Annotated in this window: 18 protein-coding genes; 9 read left to right on the plus strand and 9 right to left on the minus strand. The window is 64.8% G+C overall.

The features are described from left to right. Nucleotides 1–2: 2 nt before the first annotated feature. A complete protein-coding gene (locus AC5RTB_RS08615; RefSeq protein WP_494060648.1) occupies nucleotides 3–1,679 on the minus strand; it encodes an extracellular solute-binding protein in 1,677 nt (558 codons plus the stop codon). A 242-nt stretch (nucleotides 1,680–1,921) separates the two neighbouring features. Between AC5RTB_RS08615 and AC5RTB_RS08620 the strand changes: the two genes are divergently transcribed. Then, a complete protein-coding gene (locus tag AC5RTB_RS08620) occupies nucleotides 1,922–4,732 on the plus strand; it encodes a glycoside hydrolase family 3 C-terminal domain-containing protein (protein ID WP_494060649.1) in 2,811 nt (936 codons plus the stop codon). A gap of 3 nt (nucleotides 4,733–4,735) precedes the next feature. Here the strand turns inward: AC5RTB_RS08620 and AC5RTB_RS08625 are convergent, their stop codons facing one another. Continuing rightward, nucleotides 4,736–5,020, minus strand: coding sequence for a hypothetical protein (locus AC5RTB_RS08625; protein ID WP_494060650.1), 285 nt, complete (start codon nucleotides 5,018–5,020; stop codon nucleotides 4,736–4,738). Nucleotides 5,021–5,208: 188 nt separating this feature from the next. Between AC5RTB_RS08625 and AC5RTB_RS08630 the strand changes: the two genes are divergently transcribed. The 6 genes from AC5RTB_RS08630 to allB all read left to right on the plus strand — a co-directional run bounded on the left by AC5RTB_RS08630 (nucleotide 5,209) and on the right by allB (nucleotide 12,450). Further along, nucleotides 5,209–6,150 (plus strand): type IV toxin-antitoxin system AbiEi family antitoxin domain-containing protein, encoded by a 942-nt coding sequence (locus AC5RTB_RS08630; RefSeq protein ID WP_494060651.1) that lies wholly within the window; start codon nucleotides 5,209–5,211, stop codon nucleotides 6,148–6,150. Between the two features lie 201 nt (nucleotides 6,151–6,351). Beyond that, a complete protein-coding gene (locus AC5RTB_RS08635; RefSeq protein ID WP_494060652.1) occupies nucleotides 6,352–7,152 on the plus strand; it encodes a hydroxypyruvate isomerase family protein in 801 nt (266 codons plus the stop codon). Between the two features lie 18 nt (nucleotides 7,153–7,170). Further along, nucleotides 7,171–8,058, plus strand: a complete 888-nt coding sequence (locus AC5RTB_RS08640; protein ID WP_494060653.1) for a 2-hydroxy-3-oxopropionate reductase — start codon at nucleotides 7,171–7,173, stop codon at nucleotides 8,056–8,058. A 104-nt stretch (nucleotides 8,059–8,162) separates the two neighbouring features. Next, nucleotides 8,163–9,941, plus strand: coding sequence for a glyoxylate carboligase (gene gcl / locus AC5RTB_RS08645; RefSeq protein ID WP_494060654.1), 1,779 nt, complete (start codon nucleotides 8,163–8,165; stop codon nucleotides 9,939–9,941). A gap of 20 nt (nucleotides 9,942–9,961) precedes the next feature. Beyond that, nucleotides 9,962–11,110 carry a glycerate kinase gene (locus tag AC5RTB_RS08650; RefSeq protein ID WP_494060655.1) on the plus strand — a complete coding sequence of 383 codons (1,149 nt, stop codon included), beginning with the start codon at nucleotides 9,962–9,964 and terminating at the stop codon, nucleotides 11,108–11,110. Continuing rightward, the gene (allB, locus tag AC5RTB_RS08655; protein ID WP_494060656.1) at nucleotides 11,107–12,450 is read left to right on the plus strand and encodes an allantoinase AllB; all 1,344 of its coding nucleotides are present in this window, start codon (nucleotides 11,107–11,109) and stop codon (nucleotides 12,448–12,450) included. The genes AC5RTB_RS08650 and allB overlap by 4 nt, the downstream gene beginning before the upstream one ends. Before the next feature lie 100 nt (nucleotides 12,451–12,550). Here allB and bcp read toward each other — a convergent pair whose 3' ends face one another. Then, nucleotides 12,551–13,021, minus strand: a complete 471-nt coding sequence (gene bcp, locus AC5RTB_RS08660; protein WP_494060657.1) for a thioredoxin-dependent thiol peroxidase — start codon at nucleotides 13,019–13,021, stop codon at nucleotides 12,551–12,553. Nucleotides 13,022–13,179: 158 nt separating this feature from the next. Here bcp and AC5RTB_RS08665 point away from each other — a divergent pair, with 158 nt between their 5' ends. After that, nucleotides 13,180–14,025 carry an HpcH/HpaI aldolase/citrate lyase family protein gene (locus tag AC5RTB_RS08665; RefSeq protein ID WP_494060658.1) on the plus strand — a complete coding sequence of 282 codons (846 nt, stop codon included), beginning with the start codon at nucleotides 13,180–13,182 and terminating at the stop codon, nucleotides 14,023–14,025. 41 nt (nucleotides 14,026–14,066) lie between these two features. On the opposite strand, the gene AC5RTB_RS08670 is transcribed toward AC5RTB_RS08665, so the two are convergent. The 6 genes from AC5RTB_RS08670 to AC5RTB_RS08695 all read right to left on the minus strand — a co-directional run bounded on the left by AC5RTB_RS08670 (nucleotide 14,067) and on the right by AC5RTB_RS08695 (nucleotide 21,588). After that, on the minus strand, nucleotides 14,067–14,696 hold the full coding sequence (locus AC5RTB_RS08670; protein WP_494060659.1) for a polysaccharide deacetylase family protein: 630 nt from the start codon (nucleotides 14,694–14,696) through the stop codon (nucleotides 14,067–14,069). 330 nt (nucleotides 14,697–15,026) lie between these two features. After that, nucleotides 15,027–16,109 (minus strand): fatty acid desaturase family protein, encoded by a 1,083-nt coding sequence (locus AC5RTB_RS08675; protein WP_494060660.1) that lies wholly within the window; start codon nucleotides 16,107–16,109, stop codon nucleotides 15,027–15,029. 221 nt (nucleotides 16,110–16,330) lie between these two features. Then, nucleotides 16,331–17,662, minus strand: coding sequence for an ABC transporter substrate-binding protein (locus tag AC5RTB_RS08680; protein ID WP_494060661.1), 1,332 nt, complete (start codon nucleotides 17,660–17,662; stop codon nucleotides 16,331–16,333). 69 nt (nucleotides 17,663–17,731) lie between these two features. Next, nucleotides 17,732–18,565: a carbohydrate ABC transporter permease gene (locus tag AC5RTB_RS08685; protein WP_494060851.1), complete on the minus strand. Its 834-nt coding sequence runs from the start codon at nucleotides 18,563–18,565 to the stop codon at nucleotides 17,732–17,734. A gap of 65 nt (nucleotides 18,566–18,630) precedes the next feature. Beyond that, nucleotides 18,631–19,563 (minus strand): carbohydrate ABC transporter permease, encoded by a 933-nt coding sequence (locus tag AC5RTB_RS08690; RefSeq protein WP_494060662.1) that lies wholly within the window; start codon nucleotides 19,561–19,563, stop codon nucleotides 18,631–18,633. Continuing rightward, a complete protein-coding gene (locus AC5RTB_RS08695) occupies nucleotides 19,564–21,588 on the minus strand; it encodes a beta-galactosidase (RefSeq protein WP_494060663.1) in 2,025 nt (674 codons plus the stop codon). A 165-nt stretch (nucleotides 21,589–21,753) separates the two neighbouring features. On the opposite strand from AC5RTB_RS08695, the gene AC5RTB_RS08700 reads away from it, so the two are divergent. Continuing rightward, a complete protein-coding gene (locus AC5RTB_RS08700) occupies nucleotides 21,754–22,770 on the plus strand; it encodes a LacI family DNA-binding transcriptional regulator (RefSeq protein WP_494060664.1) in 1,017 nt (338 codons plus the stop codon). The last annotated feature ends 128 nt before the right edge of the window (nucleotides 22,771–22,898 follow it).

Here is a 22,898-nt window from a genome sequence, read left to right on the forward strand (position 1 = left end):
GTTTACGCGGTCAGGAAGCCGGCGTAGAACTCGCGGAGTTCCTCGCCGCCGTTCCGCTTCCAGGTCTCGATCTCGGAATCGAGGTCCTTGATGCTCTTGCGGCCGCGGGCGATGTCCTTGGCAAGATCGTCGAACGGCGCACCCAGTGAACCGTACTGAGGCGGCTCCTGGATCTGCATTCCGAAGAAGACGTCCTCCTGCACGAAGGCTGCCTGCCGGGCTTCCCACTCCGTCTTCGCCTCGACGAATCCGGGGTACTGAACCTGGGAGTTGACGGCCGCCGGGCTCACGAGGAACTGGTACGTACTGGTGACTTCCTCGCGGCCGAGGTCGGTCATCTGCGGGATGTTCTGGTCATCGCGCTTGAAGTGCTTGCCCTCGACGCCGCTGTTGATGAGAAGGTGCTCTTCCGTCCCGAACGGCGCGGCCATGAAGTTCGCCAGTGCCAGCAATTCCTCGACCTTCGCGGTGTCCTCGGTCTTCTTGATGAAACTGAAGATGCCGGCGGGCTGGCCGCTGAAGAGGACCGGATCGCCGCCGTCGGGAGAGAAGTAATCCATGGGCTGCATCTGGAAGTCGGGGTTGGTGGGAAGGACCCGGCCGAGCGCTTCGTGCCAGCCTCCGACGCCGTCGACCGTCATCAGCGTGGCGCCCGACTCGAACCGGGATTTCGCCTGCTGCGCGTTGCCTGCGACGGCGTCCGGGTGGACGGCGCCGGATTCGAACAGTTTCACGATCCATTCCAGGGCGGCGCGGTACTCCTCGGTCTCGAACTTGTGCACCAGGGTGCCGTCCACCAGCTTCCACTTGGGGACAACGCCGTGCATAATCTGCGCGCCGTTCCAGACGTCCTCGGATCCCCAGCGGTTCTTGGACGGATCGGTGATCTCCTTCGCGAGGGTGATGTATTCCTCGGCTGTCTTCGGCTGCTCCAGTCCCATCTCGTCGAACAGGTCCTTGCGGAAGAAGAACGCGTCGTTGAGCAGTGTGGTCGGCATAGGCAGCCCGTACAGGCCGCCCTCGAAGCAGCTGTACTTCCAGGCAGCCGTCGGAATATTGGCGAGGTTGGTGTACTTCTTCACCTTGTCGCCGGCCAGGTAGGGGGACAGATCCGTGAACAGTCCCTTGGCCGCCTGCCCAAAGCGCGGCGGAATGTTCCAGGAGGGAATGACCACCCAGTCGGGAACGTCGCGCGGGGAGGCGAGTACGGTCTGGATCTTGTCGCCGTACGTGTTGCCGTCATTGGCCTGGAAGTTGATGGTTGCGCCGAGACGCTCATTGACGGCCTGGTAGTAGGCGTTGTTCGGCAACCCGCGGGGGATTGCCCACCACGCCGGAGTCATGGCCGTGTAGGTGCCGCCGCTGCCGGGCGCCTTCGGGACGGACTTGACCAGCTTGGTGGGAATGGTGGTGAAGCCGGGGGTGGACCCGTTGACGCCCGGGATGTCGGGTTGGACAAGGTCCATCGGAATGTAGCTGGGCACCAGCTTGGAGACGGCGTCAGCCAGGCTGCCCGCCGTCGTCGCCTGCGGAGCTGACGCGCCGGTGCTGCAGGCAGTGAGGAGCGTAGGGGAGGCGGCGAAGAAGGCGGCCCCGCCGAGCAGGCCGAGGAAAGACCGCCTGCCCAGCGGTTTGCGGGCGGCGCCTTCGAGGCTGGAGCCGTGTGAATTCATTGGCATGGTGCACTTCCTTGTGTCCAGGCGCGTTTGTATGGCGCTTGCGTGGGTTGCAACAGAAACTGGGGCGCTATGACCATCCGAATTAGTCGAAGCGCTTCGATTGATCCAACGCTAGGGCATCTTCTGGTTTCAGACAAGAGGGGATTGTGTTGCGGATCACAGCGCTTGCTGTCAGCATGGTGGTCGAAGAGCGCTGTGCAAGCGCTTAAACAAATTCTCCCTCAGTGATCGGAATATTCTTCGTGACCGAAACCCCTCTGGCCACCCGCACGGCCGAAAGCATCCTTGCCACGCTGTCCCAGGCCGAGAAGATCTCCCTGCTTCACCAGCATTCGCCCGATCTTCCGGACGCCGGCCTGGCATATTTCCACACTGGCGCCGAGGCTGCGCACGGCGTTGCCTGGCTCGGTGATGCGACGGTTTTCCCGCAGACGGTGGGACTCGCCGCCACCTGGGATGAGGATCTGCTGCGCCGGGTGGGGCTCGCCGTCGGTAGGGAAATGCGCGCCAAGAAAGCCACTGACCCGACCGTGAGCCTGAACGTCTGGGCACCCGTCGTCAACCCGCTACGGCACCCGCTCTGGGGCCGGAACGAGGAGGGGTTCTCCGAGGATTCCGACCTCACCGCCTGGCTGGCAACTGCCTACTGTGACGGTCTGAAGGGCGATCATGCCGAGCAGTGGCTGACCGTCCCCACCCTGAAGCACTTCCTCGGCTACAACAACGAGCGCGACCGCAACGTCACCTCGAGCCAACTGTCGCCGCGCGTGCTGCACGAGTACGAACTTCCCGCTTACCGACTCCCAATCGAATCGGGTGCTGCGGGCGCCGTCATGCTCTCCTACAACCTGGTCAATGGGCGGCCGGCGCATGTGTCCGACCTGGTGGCCGATCACCTCCGGCAGTGGCGAAACGGGGATTCGCTCGCGATCGTCACCGACGCAGGCGCGCCCTCCTCACTCTTCACTGCGGAGAAATACTTCGACGACGGCGCCAGCGCCTACGCCGCCGCCCTCCGTGCCGGCGTCGACAGCTTCACGGACGACGGCGACAACCCCGCACCGTCCATCACCTACCTGGAGGAGGCGCTGGCCCGTGGGATGCTGACCATGAGCGACGTCGATGCGGCGGTCCTCCGCCTGCTCACCCTGCGCGAACGGACAGGGGAGTTCCTCCCCGACGGCGGCGTGTACGGATCCATTTCCGCCGATGCGCTGCTGACGGCTGAGCACGGCGCGTTGGCCCGCGAAGCAGCGCGCAAGTCCGTGGTGGTCGTCCGGAACGCCGCGGTCGACGGCGGCCCGGTCCTCCCCCTGGGAGACGCGCCGGGCACCGTTGCGGTGATCGGTTCCCTCGGCTCGGACGTTCTCACCGACTGGTACAGCGGATCACTGGTGAACCCAATCAGTATCGCCGATGGCCTCGCCGAACGGTACGACGCCGTCGTTGTGCAGGAAGCGCTGGACATCGTCGCGCTTCGCAGCGTGAGAACCAACCGGTACCTCAGCGTGCCGGACGGACCGGCCGCGGTGACGGCTTCCGCCGCCGGTCCGGGAAGTGCTGAAACGTTTGCGCTCAAGGACTGGGGAAGCGGTGAATATACGCTTCGGTCCTCCGCGACTGCGTGTTTCCTTTCCGGGGAGAGCGGGTACCTTCGGGCATCGGCGGAGCGCGTCGGCGGGTGGGTGGTGCAGGAGACCTTCGCGCTGCACCGCTCGGCCGATGGGTCGCTCGCCCTGCGGCACATCGCCTCCGGGAAGTGGGTCCGGGTTGAGGAAGGGACGGGCAGCGCCGTCCTTGTCACCGGGTCCGAGCAGGATGCCGACCGGTTCACGCTGAGGACCATCCGGTCCGGCACCGAAGCGGCACGCACGGCCGCGGCGTCGGCGGAGGTCGCCGTCGTCGTCGTCGGAAATGATCCGCACCTGGGCGGGCGGGAGACGCTGGACCGTTCCACGCTGGACCTGCCGCAGGGTGAACAGGAGCTGATCCGGGTAGTGCGGGAGGCGAATCCGCGGACGGCGCTGCTGATCGTTTCGTCCTACCCCTATGCGCTGGCCGAGCTCGCGGAGATGCCGGCGATCGTGTGGTCCTCCCATGGCGGGCAGGAGCTTGGGCGGGGTGTGGCCGACGTGCTGAGCGGCGACCATGAGCCTTCCGGGCGATTGCCCCAGACCTGGTGGGCGCGCGATGCGGACCTGCCTGACATCCTCGACTACGACATCATCGAATCCCGGTCGACGTATCACTACAGCTCGGCGGAACCGCTGTACCCGTTGGGCCACGGGCTCGGCTACGGCACTGTGGAGTACCAGTCGGCCTCACTGGCGCCGGACGGACTTGGGGGCGGCGCGCTCGATGTTGCCGTGCTTGAGGTTGCCGTGCGCAATCCCGGTGACCGGGTGCTGCATGAGCTGGTGCAGGTGTATGCGACGTCCGACCTACCCGGGTACCCTCGGCGGCGGCTGGTTGCTCACGCCCGGGTGACCCTGCAACCGGGTGAGCGGACCGTCGTTTCCATCCCGGTAGAGGTGGCGAAGCTTGCGAAATTCAGCCCGGCGGCGGAGCGAATGCTGGTGGAACCGGGGTCGTATTCCCTGCTGGTTGGTCGTTCGGCGGAGGACCTGCCGTTGGCTGTGACCCTCGAGATCAACGGTGAGCGTAGCCCTGTGCGGCGTCGCGGCGCGTGGGTCCGCGCTGAGCTATTCGACGAATCGGCCAATGCCCTGTTGGTGCCGGAGACGCCGCTGCAGCGGACCGCGGTCACGGTCGCTGACCCGGCGTTGCTGCGGGGTGCGCTGACCTACCGGGGGTGGGAAGGTTCAGCCCCTGAGACGGTAACGGTGAGAGTGACTCGGAGCGAGGGCGGCGTGCTGAGGGTCCGCGTTCCTGGGCCTGGGAGCACCCGGCGCGAGTGGGGTGCTGCGCCCGTGGCCGCCGGGCACACCGGGGACGTGCAGATTCGCCTCGATGGCCCTGCCGGCGTCATGCCACCGGCGATTCAGGTGGTGCTCGAAGGCACTGTCACCGTGAGTGAATTCCTGGTTCCCTGACGCCTACCTGTCTTCAGCGGCAGGTCCGTCGTTGCGTTCTTCGTTGCGCTCCTGCGCGCGACGCTGGAAGAACCGCCGCGCCGGCCCTGCCCAGGTCAGGATGAGGATGATCGTGAAGAGGTTGTTCGCGAGCCCGCCGAGCACCTGAAACGGAATGATCTGCACAAGGGCAGTGACCACGAGCACGCCCAGAAGTACGGTCTTGATCACCTTGAGGGCCTCAGCGCTAAGCGGCCGTGGCCACTCGACCATTGCCGTTACTTCTTCATCCCTGTCCGCGCGTTGCATCGGTCCCCTTTCCTTACTTAAGGCTATCGCGGGGATCTGGCCCTTGGGTACGTATACGCTGCGTCGAATCGGCGAATCTGACGCTAAAGGCCACTTCTGGGGGGTGTCGCCGCGGTGCTGTCGGGCAGGTTGTCCACAAAACAGAAACCGGCCCCCGATCGGCGCCCGGAGCGACGCACGCTTGACCCATGGAAGAACCTCCCTGGCTCTCGGACAACGCACTCTGGCTTACCCGGGTGCTCAAGGAGCGGGGGTTGTCGACGCTCCAGATCCGAGAGCTGGCGGCCGCCGGATTTCTGGTGCGGCTTCGGAGGGGCTGCTATATCCACCATTCCCGCTGGAGCGGCTTGTCAGCAGGGCAGCGCGCTATCCGGATGATCTATGCCCACAGGCTGGTGACGGCGGCCGCGGCAGTCGCAGAGAGAACGTACAGCCACACGTCAGCCGCGCGGTTGCACGGGCTGCACCTGTGGGGCGCGGATTCCCTTATCCATGTCACACAGCAGCCGGCCCTGTCCTCAGCCAGCCACGCACCCGACGTCAGGACACACCAGGCGCGGCTTTCTGAGTTCGAGGTCACTGAGGCACGGGGTGTGCGGGTCACCTCGCTGGAGCGGACAGTCGTCGATTGCTCCCGGATCCTCCCGCACCCGTCGGCACTGATCGTGTCCGATCACGGATTGTGGTTGGGCGCGGACAGGACGGCGATGAAGAAAACAATCGAGGAGCACTCCGGCCACAAGGGGATCCACAGGGCGCGGAGGGTGCTGGAGGTTGCCAGTTCACTGTCCGAGTCGCCTGGCGAGACCCTTGCACTCCATGCCATGAAGGTCATGCGGCTGCCCATGCCGGAGCAACAACTCGTCGTGCACACACGCCATGGCATGCACCGGCTTGACTTCGGGTGGCGCGAACGGAAGGTGGCTCTCGAGTTTGACGGAAAGGTGAAGTACTTCGCTTACAGCCCTACGGAGCAGGCCATCTTCGAGGAACGACGCCGCGAGAAGGCGCTGATGGAGGAGGGCTGGACGTTCCTGCGCGTTGAGTGGAAGGACCTCTTTGATGAGGTGAAGCTCAAAGAACGGGTGCTGCGGGCTTTCGCACGCGCAACCATGCGGCCGGCGGCCTAGTGCCTGCCCAAGCCCAGAAGTGGCCCTTAGCGACGAGAACGTTGGTTCACACCCGCGGACTTGGCGCTAAGGGCCACTTCTGCGCGAGGGGGCCCGAAGAGACGGTTGACTCGCGTCCCCACCAACCCCTACCATTTCATTAGACAGAAAGTTACTTCCATAATATGGAATAACGAAGCTAAAGCACACAAGGGATCGACGATGACCTACACCGTGAACTGCTCCATCCTCCTCACCGAACTGCCCCTGCTGGAGCGTCCGGCTGCTGCGAAGAAAGCCGGCTTCGACGCCGTCGAGTTCTGGTGGCCCTTCAGCACCTCCACCCCGTCCGACGCCGACATCGCAGCCTTCGAGAACGCCATCACTGATGCCGGTGTCCAGCTCACGGGCCTGAACTTCAACGCGGGCGATATGCCGGGCGGCGATCGAGGCCTCGTTTCCTGGCCCGAACGGGAGGAGGACTTCCGCGCCAACGTGCCGGTCGTCGTCGGAATCGGTGAGCGGCTGGGCTGCAGGGCCTTCAACGCCCTGTACGGCAACCGGATCGACGGCGTCAAACCCGAGGAACAGGACGCCATCGCCGTCGAGAACCTCGCCTTCGCCGCGGAAGCGGTAGCTGCAATCGGCGGCACGGTTCTCCTGGAGCCGGTGAGCGGCGCCGACAGGTACCCGCTGATCACGGCTCGGGATGCACTCGACGTCATCGAAAAAGTCACGGCCAAGTCGGGAAAGAGCAACATCAAGCTCCTCGCCGACTTTTACCATCTCGCGGTCAACGGCGACGACGTCGCACAGGTCATCGAGAACCACGCCCGGGAGTTCGGCCACATCCAAATCGCCGACGCACCCGGCCGCGGAGCACCCGGCAGTGGTGACCTCCCCCTCGGTGAGTGGATCGCCCGAAGCCGTGAACTCGGCTACGAGGGCTTCATCGGGCTCGAGTACAAGGAGCCGGCCGAGACCGCCTTCACCTGGACCATCCGCGAACACGCTTCCCGCTAGAAACTTAAGGATTCGACAATGAGCACCTCCACCAAGAACGTCACCGTCATCGGTCTGGGCATCATGGGCCTGCCCATGGCCATCAACCTCGTCAAGGCCGGCCACACCGTCACCGGTTTCAACCGCAGCCAGGACAAGATGGACAAGCTCGCCGCCGAGGGCGGAGCAGCGGCAGCCAGCATCGCCGACGCTGTGAAAGATGCCGACGTCGTCATCACCATGGTGCCGGACTCACCGGACGTCGAGGGCGTGGTCACGGGCGACGACGGGATCTTCGCCAACGCGAAGAGGGGCGCCCTCTGGATTGACGCCAGCAGCATCCGCCCCGACGTCGCGGCTGAACTCGCGAAGCAGGCCCGCGAAGCCGGCCTTCGTCCGCTGGACGCACCGGTTTCCGGAGGCGAGCAGGGTGCTATCGACGCCGCGCTGTCCATCATGGTCGGCGGCGAGAAGGAAGACTTCGACGCCGCCCAGGACGTACTGAACGCCGTCGGCAAGACCATCGTCCACGTTGGCCCGTCCGGCTCAGGCCAGACCGTGAAAGCCGCGAATCAGCTCATTGTCGCCGTCAACATCGGCGTCCTGTCAGAAGCAATCGTCTTCCTCGAGGCCTACGGCGTGGATACCGACGCCGCCCTCAAGGTCCTTGGCGGCGGTCTTGCCGGTTCCAAGGTGCTCGACCAGAAGGGCCAGAAGATGCTCGACCGCAACTTCGACCCCGGTTTCCGACTAGCCCTCCACCACAAGGACCTGGGCATTGTCACCTCAGCCGCCCGTGAAGCCGGCGTTGCCACCCCACTGGGTGCCGTCGTCGCGCAGCTGGTTGCCTCGCTCGTCAACACGGGCGACGGCGGCCTGGACCACTCCGGCCTGTTCAAGCTGATCAACCAGCTGTCCGGCAAATAACCACCCCCACTTCCCGTTCATTTGGCAGGACACGCCCCGAAAGACACCTGATAAGGGGTGTGTCTGCCAACTCGACGAATCTCAGACTCAAGTAGGAGCACACCATGCCCAAAATGCGCGCTGTTGACGCAGCCGTTGCGATCCTGGAAAAGGAGGGCGCCACCACGGCGTTCGGCCTGCCCGGAGCAGCGATCAATCCCTTCTATTCCGCGATGCGAGCCCACGGCGGCATCCACCACGTCCTCGCCCGCCATGTCGAGGGTGCCTCGCATATGGCTGAAGGTTTCACCCGCGCCAAGGCCGGAAACATCGGCATCTGCATCGGCACCTCGGGCCCGGCCGGCACCGACATGATCACCGGCATGTACTCGGCCTGGGCGGACTCCATCCCCATCCTCTGCATAACCGGCCAGGCTCCCGTGGCGAAGCTGCACAAGGAAGACTTCCAGGCGGTGGACATCTCCTCGATCGCCAAGCCGGTCACCAAGATGGCCATCACCGTGCTCGAAGCTGCGCAGGTTCCGGGCGCGTTCCAGAAGGCGTTCTACGAGATGCGGACCGGCCGTCCCGGACCTGTGCTGATCGATCTGCCGATCGACGTGCAGCAGACCGAGATCGAATTCGATCCGGACACTTATGAGCCGCTCCAGGTCCACAAGCCGGCCGCCACGCGGAAGCAGCTGGAGAAGGCACTGGACATGCTGGTTGCTGCGGACAAGCCGCTGATCGTGGCCGGCGGCGGGATCATCAACGCCAACGCCTCCGAGCAACTGGTGGAGCTCGCCGAACTGCTGAACATCCCGGTCATCCCCACCCTCATGGGCTGGGGCACCATCCCGGATGACCACGAGTTGATGGCCGGCATGGTGGGCCTGCAGACCTCGCACCGCTACGGCAACGCCACAATGCTCGAGTCCGACTTCGTGATCGGCATCGGCAACCGCTGGGCCAACCGCCACACCGGAGCCCTCGACGTCTACACCAAGGGCCGCAAGTTCGTTCACATCGACATCGAGCCCACCCAGATCGGCCGCGTCTTCGCCCCGGACTTCGGAATAGTGTCCGACGCCGGCGCAGCACTGAGCGGGCTTGTCGAGATTGCCCGTGAACGCAAGGAGCAGCAGGGCCTGCCCGACTGGAACGCCTGGGTGAAGGACTGTGCGCAGCGTAAGTCCACGATGCAGCGCAAGACCAACTTCACCAACGTGCCGGTCAAGCCGCAGCGCGTGTACCAGGAGATGAACCGGGCGTTCGGCCGGGACACCCGCTACGTCTCGACCATCGGGCTCTCCCAGATCGCCGGCGCGCAGTTCCTGCACGTCTACCAGGCCCGCAACTGGATCAACTGCGGTCAGGCCGGCCCGCTGGGCTGGACCGGACCGGCAGCGCTCGGTGTGGTTCAGGCAAGCCCGGGGGAGACCGTCGTCGCGCTTTCCGGTGACTACGACTTCCAGTTCATGATCGAAGAGCTGGCCGTCGGCGCACAGTTCCAGCTGCCGTACATCCACGTGGTGGTGAACAACTCGTACCTGGGTCTGATCCGCCAGGCGCAGCGCGGGTTCGAGATGGACTATCACGTCTCCCTTGCGTTCGAGAATGTGAACGCCCCGGAGCTCGAGGGCTACGGCGTGGACCACATCAAGGTCGCCGAGGGCCTGGGCTGCAAGGCTATCCGCGTCCGTGAGGCTGATGACCTGCAGGCCGCGTTCGAGAAAGCCCGCGCACTCATGCAGGAGTACCGTGTGCCGGTGATCGTCGAGGTCATCCTGGAACGCGTCACCAACATCGCGATGGGCGCCGCAGGAATCGACGCGATCAACGAGTTCGAGGACCTCGCCGAATCCGCCGACGACGCCCCCACCGCCATCTCCCTGCTGGTCTAGAGGGCTGGTTCAATAGCGTCATGCGAATCGTCATCGCACCGGACAAGTTCAAGGGATCGCTGACCGCTCCCCAGGTGGCGGAACGGCTGCGCGCCGGGCTGCTCGCCGCGGACCCGGGCCTCACCGTGGACGCTGTTCCCGTGGCCGACGGCGGTGAGGGCACACTGGATGCTGCCCTCGCCGCCGGGTTCGAACGTCACACCACGACGGTTTCAGGGCCGACCGGGGAACCCGTCGAAGCACCGATCGCTATCCGCGATTCGACCGCGGTCATCGAGATGGCGCTCGCCTCGGGTCTCGCCGTGCTTCCCGGGGGAGTGCGGCGGGCCCGCGAGGCCACCAGCCTCGGCGCCGGTGAACTGATCCGGTACGCGCTCAACCAAGGCTGCACCAACATCGTGCTCGGCGTCGGCGGCAGCGCCAACACCGATGGCGGCGCAGGGATGCTGGCGGGACTCGGAGCGGTCTTGCTGGACGACGCCGGCACGCAGCTTCCCCCCGGAGGCGCGGCGCTGGCTGAGCTTGCCCGGATCGACCTGTTCGGTCTGGACCCCCGGCTCTCCACCGCTGCGTTCATCCTGGCGTCCGACGTCGACAATCCCCTTCTCGGCCCCACCGGGGCTGCCGCGGTCTTCGGCCCGCAAAAGGGAGCCACGAACGACGACGTCGCGCACCTCGACCGCGCGCTCGCGCGGTTCGTCGAGGTGCTGGCGCAAGAACTGGGGTCGCGGGTGCGGGCTCAGGTCACGGCGCCCGGTGCCGGAGCCGCGGGCGGCGTCGGGTACGCGGCCCTCGCCGTACTGAACGCGGAGCGCAGGCCGGGCATCGACGTCGTGCTGGAACTTACCGGGCTGGCGGCCAGGCTGTCCGGGGCGGATCTCGTGATCACGGGCGAGGGCAGCCTGGACGAGCAGAGCCTCGGCGGCAAGACCCCGCTTGGAGTGGCAAAGGCGGCCGGCGACATCCCGGTGCTGGCCGTCTGCGGGCGGACCACGCTGACGCAGCAGCAGGTTCAGGAGGCAGGGTTCGTGGGCGCGTATGCGCTGACGGATCTGGAACCGGATGTCGGGAAGTGCATCGCCAATGCCGGCGGGCTGCTTCAGCAGGTAGGACACAACATCGCTGCCTCCCTTGGCGTCGGTGTTGGATCAAACGGAGGAAATCCATGAGTACCGAAGCTTTTGACCTCGTGATCCGAGGCGAACGAATTCTGACGACGGCGGGAATCGCCCCTCGCGAGATCGGCGTGCGCGACGGCGTCATTGCGGCGATGGAGCCCCTTGGAAACGGCCTGGACGGCGCGCGCATCGTGGAACTCGCACCGGATGAGACGCTGATTCCCGGCCTCGTTGATTCCCACGTGCACGTCAACGAACCCGGCCGCACCGAGTGGGAGGGCTTCGCGTCAGCCACGAAGGCGGCAGCCGCCGGGGGAGTCACCACCATCATCGACATGCCGCTGAACAGCATCCCGCCGACGGTGAATGTGGACGCGCTCGAGCAGAAGCGGGCCGCGGCCGAAACGCAGTCCTTCGTCGACGTCGGATTCTGGGGTGGCGCCATCCCCGGCAACACGGCCGATCTCCGCCCGCTTCACGACGAGGGCGTGTTCGGGTTCAAGTGCTTCCTGCTTCACTCGGGCGTGGATGAGTTTCCGCACCTCGAGGCCGATGAGATGGAACAGGATATGGCGGAGCTGAAGACTTTCGACTCCCTCATGATCGTCCACGCCGAGGATTCGCGGGCCATCGACCGGGCGCCGTCTGCCGAGGGCGACCAGTACGCCAAATTCCTGGCCTCCCGCCCCCGCGGCGCGGAGAACGTGGCCATCGCCGAGGTCATCGAACGCGCCCGCTGGACCGGGGTGCGGGCGCACATCCTGCACCTGTCGTCGTCGGACGCGCTGCCCATGATCGCCTCCGCAAAGCGCGACGGCGTGAACCTTACCGTGGAAACGTGCCCGCATTACCTCACGCTGCTCTCGGAGGAGATCCCGAACGGCGCGACGGCGTTCAAGTGCTGCCCTCCCATTCGCGAGGCGTCCAACCGGGAACTGCTGTGGCAGGGCCTGATCGACGGGACTATCGACTGCATCGTATCCGACCACTCGCCGTCGACACTGGACCTCAAGGACCTCGAGAACGGCGACTTCGGCGTGGCCTGGGGCGGTGTGTCCTCACTGCAGCTGGGGCTCTCGCTGATCTGGTCCGAGGCGCGGAAGCGCGACATTCCGCTTGAGCAGGTTGTGGAGTGGATGTCGGCCCGCCCGGCGGCGATCGCGCGGCTGCAGCGAAAGGGGAAGCTAGCGCTCGGGTACGACGCCGATTTCTCCGTTTTCGCGGCGGACGACACCTTCGTGGTGGACGTCCACAAGCTCCACCACAAGAACCCCATCTCGCCCTATGCGGGCAAGGCACTGTCCGGCGTCGTGCGCTACACCTACCTGCGTGGTGAGGCGCTGGACCTCGAGAAGCCGACGGGCCGACTGCTCCGCCGGGGCGCGGCCTGACCCTGCCGCCACCAAGACTCCGGAAGGGTGCTAGCACGTCCATCCGGGAACGCAGAAGGCCCTCCCCTTCGCCGGGGGAGGGCCTTTTGCATGCCGAGAACTAGGCGACGCTCAGCTGCTCACGCAGGCGTGCGACGTGGCCCTTGGCATCGACGCCGTACTCGGCGTGCTGGACTGTGCCGCCCGTGCCCACAACGATCGTGGAACGAATGATGCCGACGACGCTCTCACCGTTGCGCTCGCGTTCGCCGTACGCGCCCCATGCTTTGGCGACGGCGTTGTCCACATCGGAGAGCAGGGGAAACGGCAGGCCGTGGTTGCTGGTGAAGGAGGCAAGTTCTTCCGGCGTGTCCGGTGAGATGCCGACGACGCTGAAGCCCGCGCTCTGGAGCGATGCCAGGTTGTCACGGAAGTCGCATGCCTCCGTGGTGCAGCCCGGGGTCTCGGCCTTGGGGTAGAAGTACACAACAACGCTGCGCCCGCGGAACTCCGCGAGGCTTACCGGCTGTCCATCCGCGTCTGGGAGGGTGAACGAGGGAGCCGGATCTCCGACTGTAAGCTGGGTGCTCATGCTCTTCTCTTTCGTCTGGTGATAATTAGTTACTATATTGCGAAAAGCACATAAGAGTGTGGTGAGGGCGGCCAAAAGTCTCTTTTGGTCGTAGTGTTTACCGTCCTAAACCGTCGTGCGGTGGATAACGACGACGCCCGTTGCGTAAGGTTCTAGGTATGGCCCCCCTTCGTAATAGCCGCGCTGCCGCGCTTCCCGCCAAGCTGTCCCGTTCCTGGCTGCTCGCCTCCGCGGCGTCGGAGGAAAACTTCGCACCGGCACTGGCTTCCGAGGCGGATTCGGTGGTCTTCGACATCGAGGACGCGGTGCCCACGGAGTCCAAGGCGGAAGCACGTGAACGTGTGGTGAAGGCCCTTTCCACCGGCATGACCGCCTGGGTACGGGTGAACGGCATCGAGACCGACTACTGGGCCGATGACCTTGCTGCACTCTCCAGGGCACCCGGTCTGCGCGGCGTCATGCTCGCAATGACCGAGAAGCCGGAGCAGGTGACTCATACCGCCATGCGCCTGCAGGCCGGCACTCCCGTGCTCGCCCTGGTCGAGTCCGCCCTCGGCATCGAGAACGCCACGGCAATCGCCAGCGCTCCCGGCACGTTCCGCCTGGCCTTCGGGGTGGGCGACTTCCGCCGCGACACCGGCGCCTCGGATGATCCGATGGCCCTGGCCTACGCCCGCGCCAAGCTCGTGGTCGCCTCGCGGGTGGGTCAGCTGCCCGGTCCGATCGACGGGCCCACGGTCGGTGCGCTGGGCGAGGATCTGCTCCAGGCCTGCAAGGTCACCGCGTCCATGGGAATGACCGGAAAGCTCTGCCTGCGTCCCGAGGCAGCGGACACGATCAACAAGGGCCTGTCGCCCAGTGAGTCCGAGATCCTGTGGGCGCACGAACTCCTCGACGCCCACGCCTCCGGTGCAGTGGTGGGCGACGGTTCCTACCTGCCGCGCCTTGCCCGCGCGCAGAAGATTTCCTCGCTCGCGGACTCCTACGGCCTCTGGAACGCCTAGAGTCTGTTCAGAGGACGTTGGCTTCCACCCGGGGCGGACGCTCAAGCTGTGAAGATGTCGTTCAGGGTCACCGTTGTGAGTTGGCGGTCGCTGATGAGTAGTCCGAGTTGTGGGAACACGTTCGTGACGGGCAGAAAGTTGAGATGCCCGATAACGATATGAGCGGGTAGAAACCATTCTGTAGCGTGGTCGATTATTTGCTGCTCAGTGAGTAATCCCGAATCGGCGAGAGAGCCGTACCACATCATGGGGGCGGTGTAACCGATCGAGGCTGCAACGGCGTCGGTGCGGGCGTCGCGGTATCCGTACGGCGGGCGGTAGTAGGGGCGGGCGTCCACGCCGAACGTGGAGGCAATGAAGTCGTGGTTGCGTTGCAGCTCGGCGACGATATCTGCGTCGCTGAGGCTGGTGAGGTCGGCGTGGGACCAGGTGTGATTAGCGACCTGGATCTGTCCGGAAGCGACGAGCGGTCCAAGTAGCGCCGCGTGCTCCGTCCATCCGGGGTATGAACCGTTGAGGAAAAACGTGAGCCGAGTGCCACTTGTCCGGGCGAACTCGGTGTACCGCCGAATGACCTCACTGTCGGATCCATCGTCGACGGTCCAGGCGAGGACTCGTTCGGCTGTGGGGAGGCCGGTGACAACTCCAGCCGGTAGCGGTACTTTCGTCACGGCTGGTGGTGCCGGCGGTGCGACGGGGGTGGGTGTCGGTGTCGGTACCGCCGGTGATGGGGCCGGTGGTTTTGTGGGAAGCCTGGATTCCGTTGGAAGCTTCGAGGGGCTACAGGCGGCCAGTCCAAGACTCATACCTGTTGCAGCGATTGCTCTGATGAATCCCCGGCGTTCCACAGCGAGACCTTTTCCCTAAACGTGAACTGAATTGCTGGGCACAAGCTCCCATTCATGGGATATTACCTGCGAATAAGGAGCAGGTCCCCAAACAACGACGGCGACCGCTCACCGATGGGTGAGGGTCGCCGTCGTCGGTTTGGTCAAGTGAGGCTAGCGCCGGCGGTACCGGTTGACCATCGGGCAGTCGAAGGGATCGCGGGCTGCGAGCCCTACCCGGTTCAGGTAGGAGACAACCGCGCCGTACGAGGCCGCGACGCCCACCTCGGTGTAGGGAACCTTGAGCCGCTCGCAGTGCTCGCGGACAATCACGGCTGCCCTGCGCAGGTGTGGGCGCGGCATGTCCGGGAAGAGGTGGTGCTCGATCTGGAAGTTCAGGCCGCCGAAGGCGTTGTTAATGAAGTTGCCGCCACGAATGTTGCGCGAGGTGAGCACCTGCTTCTGGAAGAAGTCCAGCTTGCTGTCACGGGGGATAACCGGCATGCCCTTGTGGTTGGGTGCGAATGAGGCACCCATGTAGACGCCGAAGACCGCCATCTGCACGCCGATGAATGCGAAGGCCATGCCGACGGGCAGGAACCAGAACAGCACGCCGAGGTACAGGCCGAAGCGCACTGCGAGGAGCGCGAGCTCAACCCAGCGGCCCTGGATGGCGCCGGGCCGGAACAGGGTTGCGATGGATCGGGCGTGCAGGTTGATTCCCTCGAGCGTCAGGAGCGGGAAGAACAGGTAGCCCTGACGGCGGGTGACCCAGGCATGGAAGCCCTTCGCCTTGGCGGCGTCTTCCTCGAAGAACGAGATGGTGTCTATCTCGATGTCCGGGTCTTTGCCCACCACGTTGGGATCATTGTGGTGGCGGGAGTGCTTGTTCATCCACCACTGGTAGCTGATTCCGACGACGCCGGCAGCCAGGATGCGCCCGGACCAGTCGTTTGCGCCGCGGGAGGCGAAGATCTGTCGGTGGGACGCCTCATGCGCCAGGAATGCGATCTGCGTCAGGACGATGCCCAGGACGCCGGCGATCAGGAGTTGGAACCAGGTGTCGCCGAGAAGGGCGAATCCGGTCCAGGCGGCACCAAGTGCCAGGCCCAGGAACACCATGACAGTGATGTAGAAGCCGCGCTTGCGAGTCAGGAGGCCTTCCTTGCGCACTTCCTTGAGGAGCGTGGCGTAGGAGGCCACAACGTCGTTGGGTTTTGAGACACGAACGGAGCGGGCTGGTGAAGTGATGGTCATGTAAATCCCTGAAAGTCGTAACCGACTTCCCAGCCGCGGAGGGTCCCCAATTTCCCGAAGATTCTTCAACGATACAGGCGCATTCTGATGGTGCGCTGAAAATATGCCGCCCACTGACTATTTCTTGGAGCAATGCGGGTATACAATGGTCGGCTCGTCGCATGACCGCCGTTAAAGAACGACGTTCGTGCGACAAGCCGACGACTGTGGAAGTGGAGGAGTTACTCCACCACGGGAATGGACTGCGACTTCAGGGCTTCGACGGTCTGTTCCTCGCCGCGTTTGAGAGCGTCCGACAGCGTGGAGTCTCCGCCGATGGCGGCCCCGAATCCGTCGGAAACATCCGTGTAGGTCTGCGTCATGGTCGGGCCCCAGGTGAACTCCGGATCAACGTTCCCGGATGCCTCGGCGAAGACGTCGTAGACGGCCTGGCCGCCGAAGAACTCTGATTCTTCGTTGAATGCTTCGAGGTCAGCGCCCGCCGTTGCGGCCGGGTAGAGTCCACCGAGTTCATTCGCGAGGGCAAGCGCTTCGGGGTCGGTGTTGAGCCAGAGCGCGAACTGGGAGGCCTCGTACGGGTGATCGGATCCCTTGAGCACGGCCGTGGAGGAACCGCCCCAGTTACCGGCCGAGGTCTGGCCTGCATCCCACTGCGGCATGGGGGCAACTGCCCACTTGCCGCTGGTGTCGGGTGCTCCGCTCTGCAGCGTTGAAGTGCCCCAGACCGCGGAGACCCAGGTCCACTGATCGCCCTCGTTGAAGGAGGCATTCCACTCATCCGAGAAGGAGGGGAGCGTGGACACGAGGTCGTCTTCGAGCAGTCCCTGCCAGTACTCGGCCACCTGCGTGGACTCTTCGCCGGTCAGGTTTACTTCCCAGCCGTCTTCCTCGCTGCTGAACCACTTGCCGCCGGCCTGCCAAACCAGCCCCGCGAACCAGTTCACGTCCGAGCGCGGGAAGTTGGTGATGTACCCACCCTCTTCGCGGATCTGCTCGGCGGCAGTTGCGTACTCTTCCCAGGTCGTCGGGACTTCGATACCGGCCTGCTCGAAGAGATCGGCGCGGTAGAACAGCGCCATGGGACCGCTGTCCTGGGGGACCGCGTAGACGGCGTCTTCTTCTCCGAAGGTCACCTGATTCCAGGTCCAGTCGATGAACTGGCCACCGGCGTCGCCAATGCCTTCGCAGCCGGCGATGTTCTCAAGACCGTCTTGGACGCGGAAATTCGGGAGAGCGTCATATTCGATCTGACCGAGATCGGGTGCATTCCCCGCCTGCAACTGGTTGAAGAAGTTCTGGTAAGTGCCGGAGTTCCCGTTGGGTCCGGTCTGCACAGTCACCTGGATGTCCGGGTTCTCCTCGTTCCACAACTCGACGACCTGGTCCATACCAGGGACCCACGTAGTGAAGTTCAGCTCCACGGGCTCGGTGGACGGCTCGCACGCCGCTGCTTCTGGAGCCCCGGCGGAGTCGCCTCCACCCGAGCAGCCCGCGAGGGCTAGCGCGGAGACCATGACGACGGCGGCGGTGGTCTTTCCGTGATGCATACGCATTCTGTATTTCCTTCTTGTATGGACGGTGCCGGCAGGCGGGTGCCTTCCGGCGATTTCATGCGGTCTTTGTTATTTGACGCTTCCCGCACCGAGCCCGCTGCTCCAGAAGCGCTGCAGGCCGAGGAAAGCGATGATGAGGGGCACGATCGAGACCAGCGCACCGATGATCACGTAGGTGCGCAGTTCAGGAATCTGGCTGATCTGGCTGTTCCATGCGTACAGGCCCAGGGTCACCGGGAACAGTGCCTGGTCGCGCAGCATGATCAGGGGAAGGAAGAAGTTGTTCCAGATGGCGACGAACTGGAACAGGAAGATCGTGACGAGTGCCGGTGCCATCAGGCGGGTGGATACCGTGAAGAAGGTCCGCACTTCGCCTGAGCCGTCGAGCCGCGCAGCTTCGAGGAGTTCACCGGGGACGCTGGCTGCGGCGTAGATCCGGGCGAGGTAAACGCCGAACGGACTCACGAGGCTGGGCAGGAACACAGCCCAGAAGGTGTTCGTCAGGTTCACCTCGCTGAAGATGAGGAACAGCGGCAGCGCCAGTGCGGTCGCGGGTACCAGGACGCCGCTCAGGACCACGTTGAAGATCGCTTCGCGGCCCTTGAATTCGTACTTGGCCAGGGCGTAGCCGCACATGGCGGCGATGATCGTTCCGATCAGTGCGCCGGCTCCCGCGTAGAGGGCACTGTTGACCAGCCACCTGATGAACAACCCGTCCCGGTACTGGAACAGCCCGGTGAGGTTGGTGAAGAAGGTCGAGATGGAGTCGGGTGTGAACCACAGCGGGGCGGACCCGGTGATGTCGCCGCCCGATTTCGTGGAGGTGACGAGCAGCCACCAGATGGGGGTCAGGAAGTAGAGGGTGAAGACTCCCATAATCAGCATCGCTGCGGCGCGGGACATCACGTTTTGCCGGGGGCCCCGTGAGTGTGCCTTCTCTACGGCGGACAGGGGAGGGGGTGCCATGGTCATTGGGATACCTTCCGCTGGGTTGCCTTCAGGAAGACAAAGGAGAGGACGAAGGTGGCGAGCGCCAGCACAACCGAGAAGGCAGCGGCCAGGTTGTAGTTGGGGATCGACGCCGTGGTGTACACGGCCAGGTTCGGCGTGTACGTACTGCTGATGGCCGAGCTGAAGCTGCGCAGGGTCTGCGGTTCAGCGAGCAGCTGAAGGGTGCCGATGATCGAGAACACGGCGGTGAGGATGATGGCCGGCGTGACCAGCGGGATCTTGATGCGCCAGGCGATCTGGGCATTGGAGGCGCCGTCGAGACGTGCCGCCTCGTAGATTTCGGTCGGAATTGCGAGCAGCGACGCGTAGATGATGAGCATGTTGTAGCCGACGTAGACCCAGGTCACGATGTTCGCGATCGCCCACAGCACCAGCGACCCGTCGAGGAAGTTGATCTGGGATGTCACGGCGCCGAATGGGGAAAGGGACGGCGAGTACAGGAAGCCCCACATGATGGCGGCGATGACGCCGGGCACCGCATACGGTGCAAAGAACGCCAGGCGGAAGAACCGCTTGCCCTTGAGGAGCGGTGAATCGAGCAGCAGCGCGAACAGGAGGGCCATGCCCAACATGATCGGGACCTGTACCACGCCGAAGAGGAGCACCCGGCCGACGGAAGCCCAGAACGCCTCGTTCTGGAAGACGACTGCGTACTGGGTGAATCCGCCGAAGACCTGCTGTGGTGGGCCGAACGTTCCTTCGCGCTCGACCGTGAGCAGGGACTGGAACACAGCGAAGATGATCGGCGCCGCGTAGAAGAGGAGGAAGAGCACGGCGAACGGTGCAACGAAGACGGCTACCGCCCTGCGCGTACTGCGCCCCTTCTGCGTTTTGCGTGGTGGTTTCCCTGTAGCGCCGGGCGGTGTGTGGGTCTGGTCCAGAGTAGCCATTCAGTTGGCCTCCTTGCCTGTTGAATCGGTACGCACAACGCGTACGGTGCCTGCCGGAACAACGACGACGTCGGTGACCTCGGTCCCGAGCACCATTTCGGTTCCGCTGATGCGGTGCTTGTAATCCTGCGTTGTGTGGTTGATGAAGAAGACGTAGCGCTGGTCCCCGGAAACCCGCTCAACGGTTTCCACGCCGCGGGTTCCGGAAACCGGGATCCCGGCGTCGCGGGCGGCGTCGCTGATCACTTCGAGCAGTGATTCCTTGCCAAGTGAGGTGCCTAGGTACCAGGCGGCGCCGTCGTAGAAGGCGTTGCGGGTCACGGCCGGGGTGCCGGCCAGTGGACCCGCGCTGATAGTAAGAACTGCTTCAGCGCTCGTGGTGTGCAGCGCTTCGCTCCAGAGCGCCGCCGTCGTGCCGTTTGATAACGGCAATTGCTGGCAGGCGGCCAGTGGATGGAATTCTTCCACCCGGATACCGAGCAGGTCACGGAAGGCGCCGGGGTAGCCTCCCGGCCGGACCCGCTCGTTTTCGTCCACGATGCCGCTGAAGAAGGAGACGACGGCGTTGCCTCCCTGGCGCACATAGTCCGTGAGCCGCCGGGCGTCGTCGTCGGACACGAGGTATAACGCCGGAACGAGCACGAGGTCGTAGTCGGTGAGGTCGCCGTCGGGCGGGAGGAAATCGGCCGTGATGCCCGCGTCCCAGAGCGCGCCGTAGAGCGCGTGCACTTGATCAAGGTAACGCAGGTCGGAGGAGGGATGGGAGTCGGAATCGCAGGCCCACCAGGCCTCCCAGCTGAAGATCACCGCGGCGCGCGCTGTGACCGTGCTGCCCGCGATTTCGCGCAGGCGGGTCAGGGTGGCGCCAAGCTCACTGACCTCGCGCCAGATCTTCGACTCCGTCCCGGCGTGGGGAAGCATAGCGGAGTGGAACTTCTCGCTTCCCTGCAGCGATGCCCGCCATTGGAAGAAGCAGAGCCCGTCCGCACCGCGGGCAAGGTGGACCAAGGAGTTCCGCAGCAGCTCACCGGGCGCCTTGGCGATGTTGCGCGGCTGCCAGTTGACGGCGCTGGTGGCGTGCTCCATCAGGATCCAGGGTTGGTTCCGGGCGAGGCCGCGGGTGAGGTCCGCCGCGAGGGCAATCTCCTGCACCGGGTCGTCCAGGCGATGGTCGGGGTAGTGGTCGTTGGCGATGACGTCCATCCCCGGTGCCCACTGCCAGTAGTTTTGCGTGCGGATATGCGCAGTCACCATGAAGTTGGTGGTGACCGGAACGTTGCTGGAGGTACGCAGCGCCTGGGCTTCGGCCCGGTAGTACTCGAGGAGTTCGTCAGAGCTGAAACGCCGAAAGTCCAGTGTCTGCGTTGGGTTGGGGGTGGCATGCGGGGTGCGCGGAGGGAGGATCTGCTCCCAGGCGGAGTACCGCTGACTCCAGAAGGCGGTGCCCCAGGCGGTGTTGAGCGCGTCAAGGGTTACGTAGCGGTCCTGCAGCCAGCGGCGGAAGGCCGCGGCGGAGGTGTCGCAATAGCAGAGGGCGTTGTGGCAGCCCAGCTCGTTTGAGACATGCCAGAGGCGGAGTGCGGGGTGTTCGCCGTACCTGCGCGCGATCGCCTCGACCAGCCGGATCGCGTGGGTACGGAAAACGGGCGAGCTCGGGCACCAGGCCTGGCGCCCGCCGGGCCAGCGGGTGTCGCCGTCGACCGTTACGGGAAGGATCTCCGGGTATGCGGTGATGAGCCACGGCGGAGGGGAAGCGGTGCCGGTTCCCAGGTTCACGCCGATGTCGTTTGCGTGGAGGAGGTCCATGACGGCGTCGAGCCGGGTGAAAGTGAAGGTATCGGCGTCGGGCTGCAGTTCCGCCCAGCCGAAGATATTGATGGCGACCAGGTTGACGCCGGCCTCGCGCATCAGTCGGACGTCCTCTGCCCAGGTGGTTTCATCCCACTGCTCCGGGTTGTAGTCACAGCCGAAAACCAGCCCGCCGTTTGGGGCGAGTTGGGTGATCGGAGAGTGATTGGTGAGCACGCTGGTCCTTGCTGGTTGCCTTCGCGTCCTGTGAACGCTCCCAGAGGTCGAAGCCTGGGACGAAGGGTGCTGATCTGGGAACGTTCACAGAGTAGTGTCCGTCACAGCGGGATGTCAACGTTTGTTCTGATCCTGCCGCTTTCCCGGCTCGGTTACAGTAGCGGTATGGACTCCACTCGCACGCGACGGCGGCGGGCAACGATCAATGACGTTGCTTCCGCTGCGGGCTTGTCGCGGGGGACCGTTTCCCGGGTGGTCAATGGGGAAAAATACGTCTCGCCCGAGGCCAAAATGGCGGTCGAATCCGCAATCGCCAAGGTCGGCTATGTACGCAACTCGGCGGCGCGGAACCTGGTCCGGCAGGAGTCGCGGGCCATTGGCCTCATCATCCATGAACCACACTCGCTGTTGTTCGAGGACCCCAACATCGGGTCCATCCTCCTGGGCGCCAACTCGGTGCTCTCCGCAGCCGATTACCAACTCGTCTCCCTGATCATCGACACCGCCCGCGATAGCGATCGGGTGGCCGACTACCTGCGTGGCGGGCTGGTTGACGGTGCCGTCATCATCTCCGCCAGGACGGCCGACCCCATCGCGACGGCGGTACGGAACCTGAAGATCCCGGCCGCCTTCGTGGGGCACCCGCCCGGCACCCCCGACATTCCGTACGTGGGGATCGATAACGAGACCGCTGCCCAGACCATCGTTCAGCGGTTGCTGGACACCGGACGCACCAGGGTGGGCATGATTGCGTGTGCGCTGGACCGTGACTCCGGCCAGGACCGGCTCGCAGGATTCCGGAAGGCGCTGGGCCCGGCATTCGATCCCGAGCTCGTTCTCGAGTTCCCGCTCTACACCTATGCCGCCGGGGCGGACGGTATGGCTGAGCTCCTACGCCGGCGGCCGGATCTCGACGGGGTTTTCGCCGCTTCGGACGCGGTGGCGGCGGGTGCCATGGCCACCCTGCAGGAGCAGGGGCGCAGGGTGCCGGACGACGTCGGAATAGTGGGCTTCGATGACAGCAGTTGGGCCCTGCGCTGCAAGCCGCAGCTGTCCACCGTGAAGCAGCCGGCGGACCTGCTGGGCCGTGCGGCCGCCGAACTGGTCCTCGCGCAGATTGAAGGCGAGGACGCCGAGGTTCGCATGCTCAGCACGTCGGTGGTCTGGCGGGAGTCCGCCTGACGGTGCCGGGCCGCCACATAACCTTCCCGCAACACCGCAGGGTGTTCCGTTCCGCGAACACCCGTGCTGTGTGATGCTAAGTTCCAGCAGCTGGGCGAAGGCGCCCCCGTTCGGAAGGGTGCTCAGAT

Source organism: Arthrobacter sp. M71 S08, from assembly GCF_059089725.1.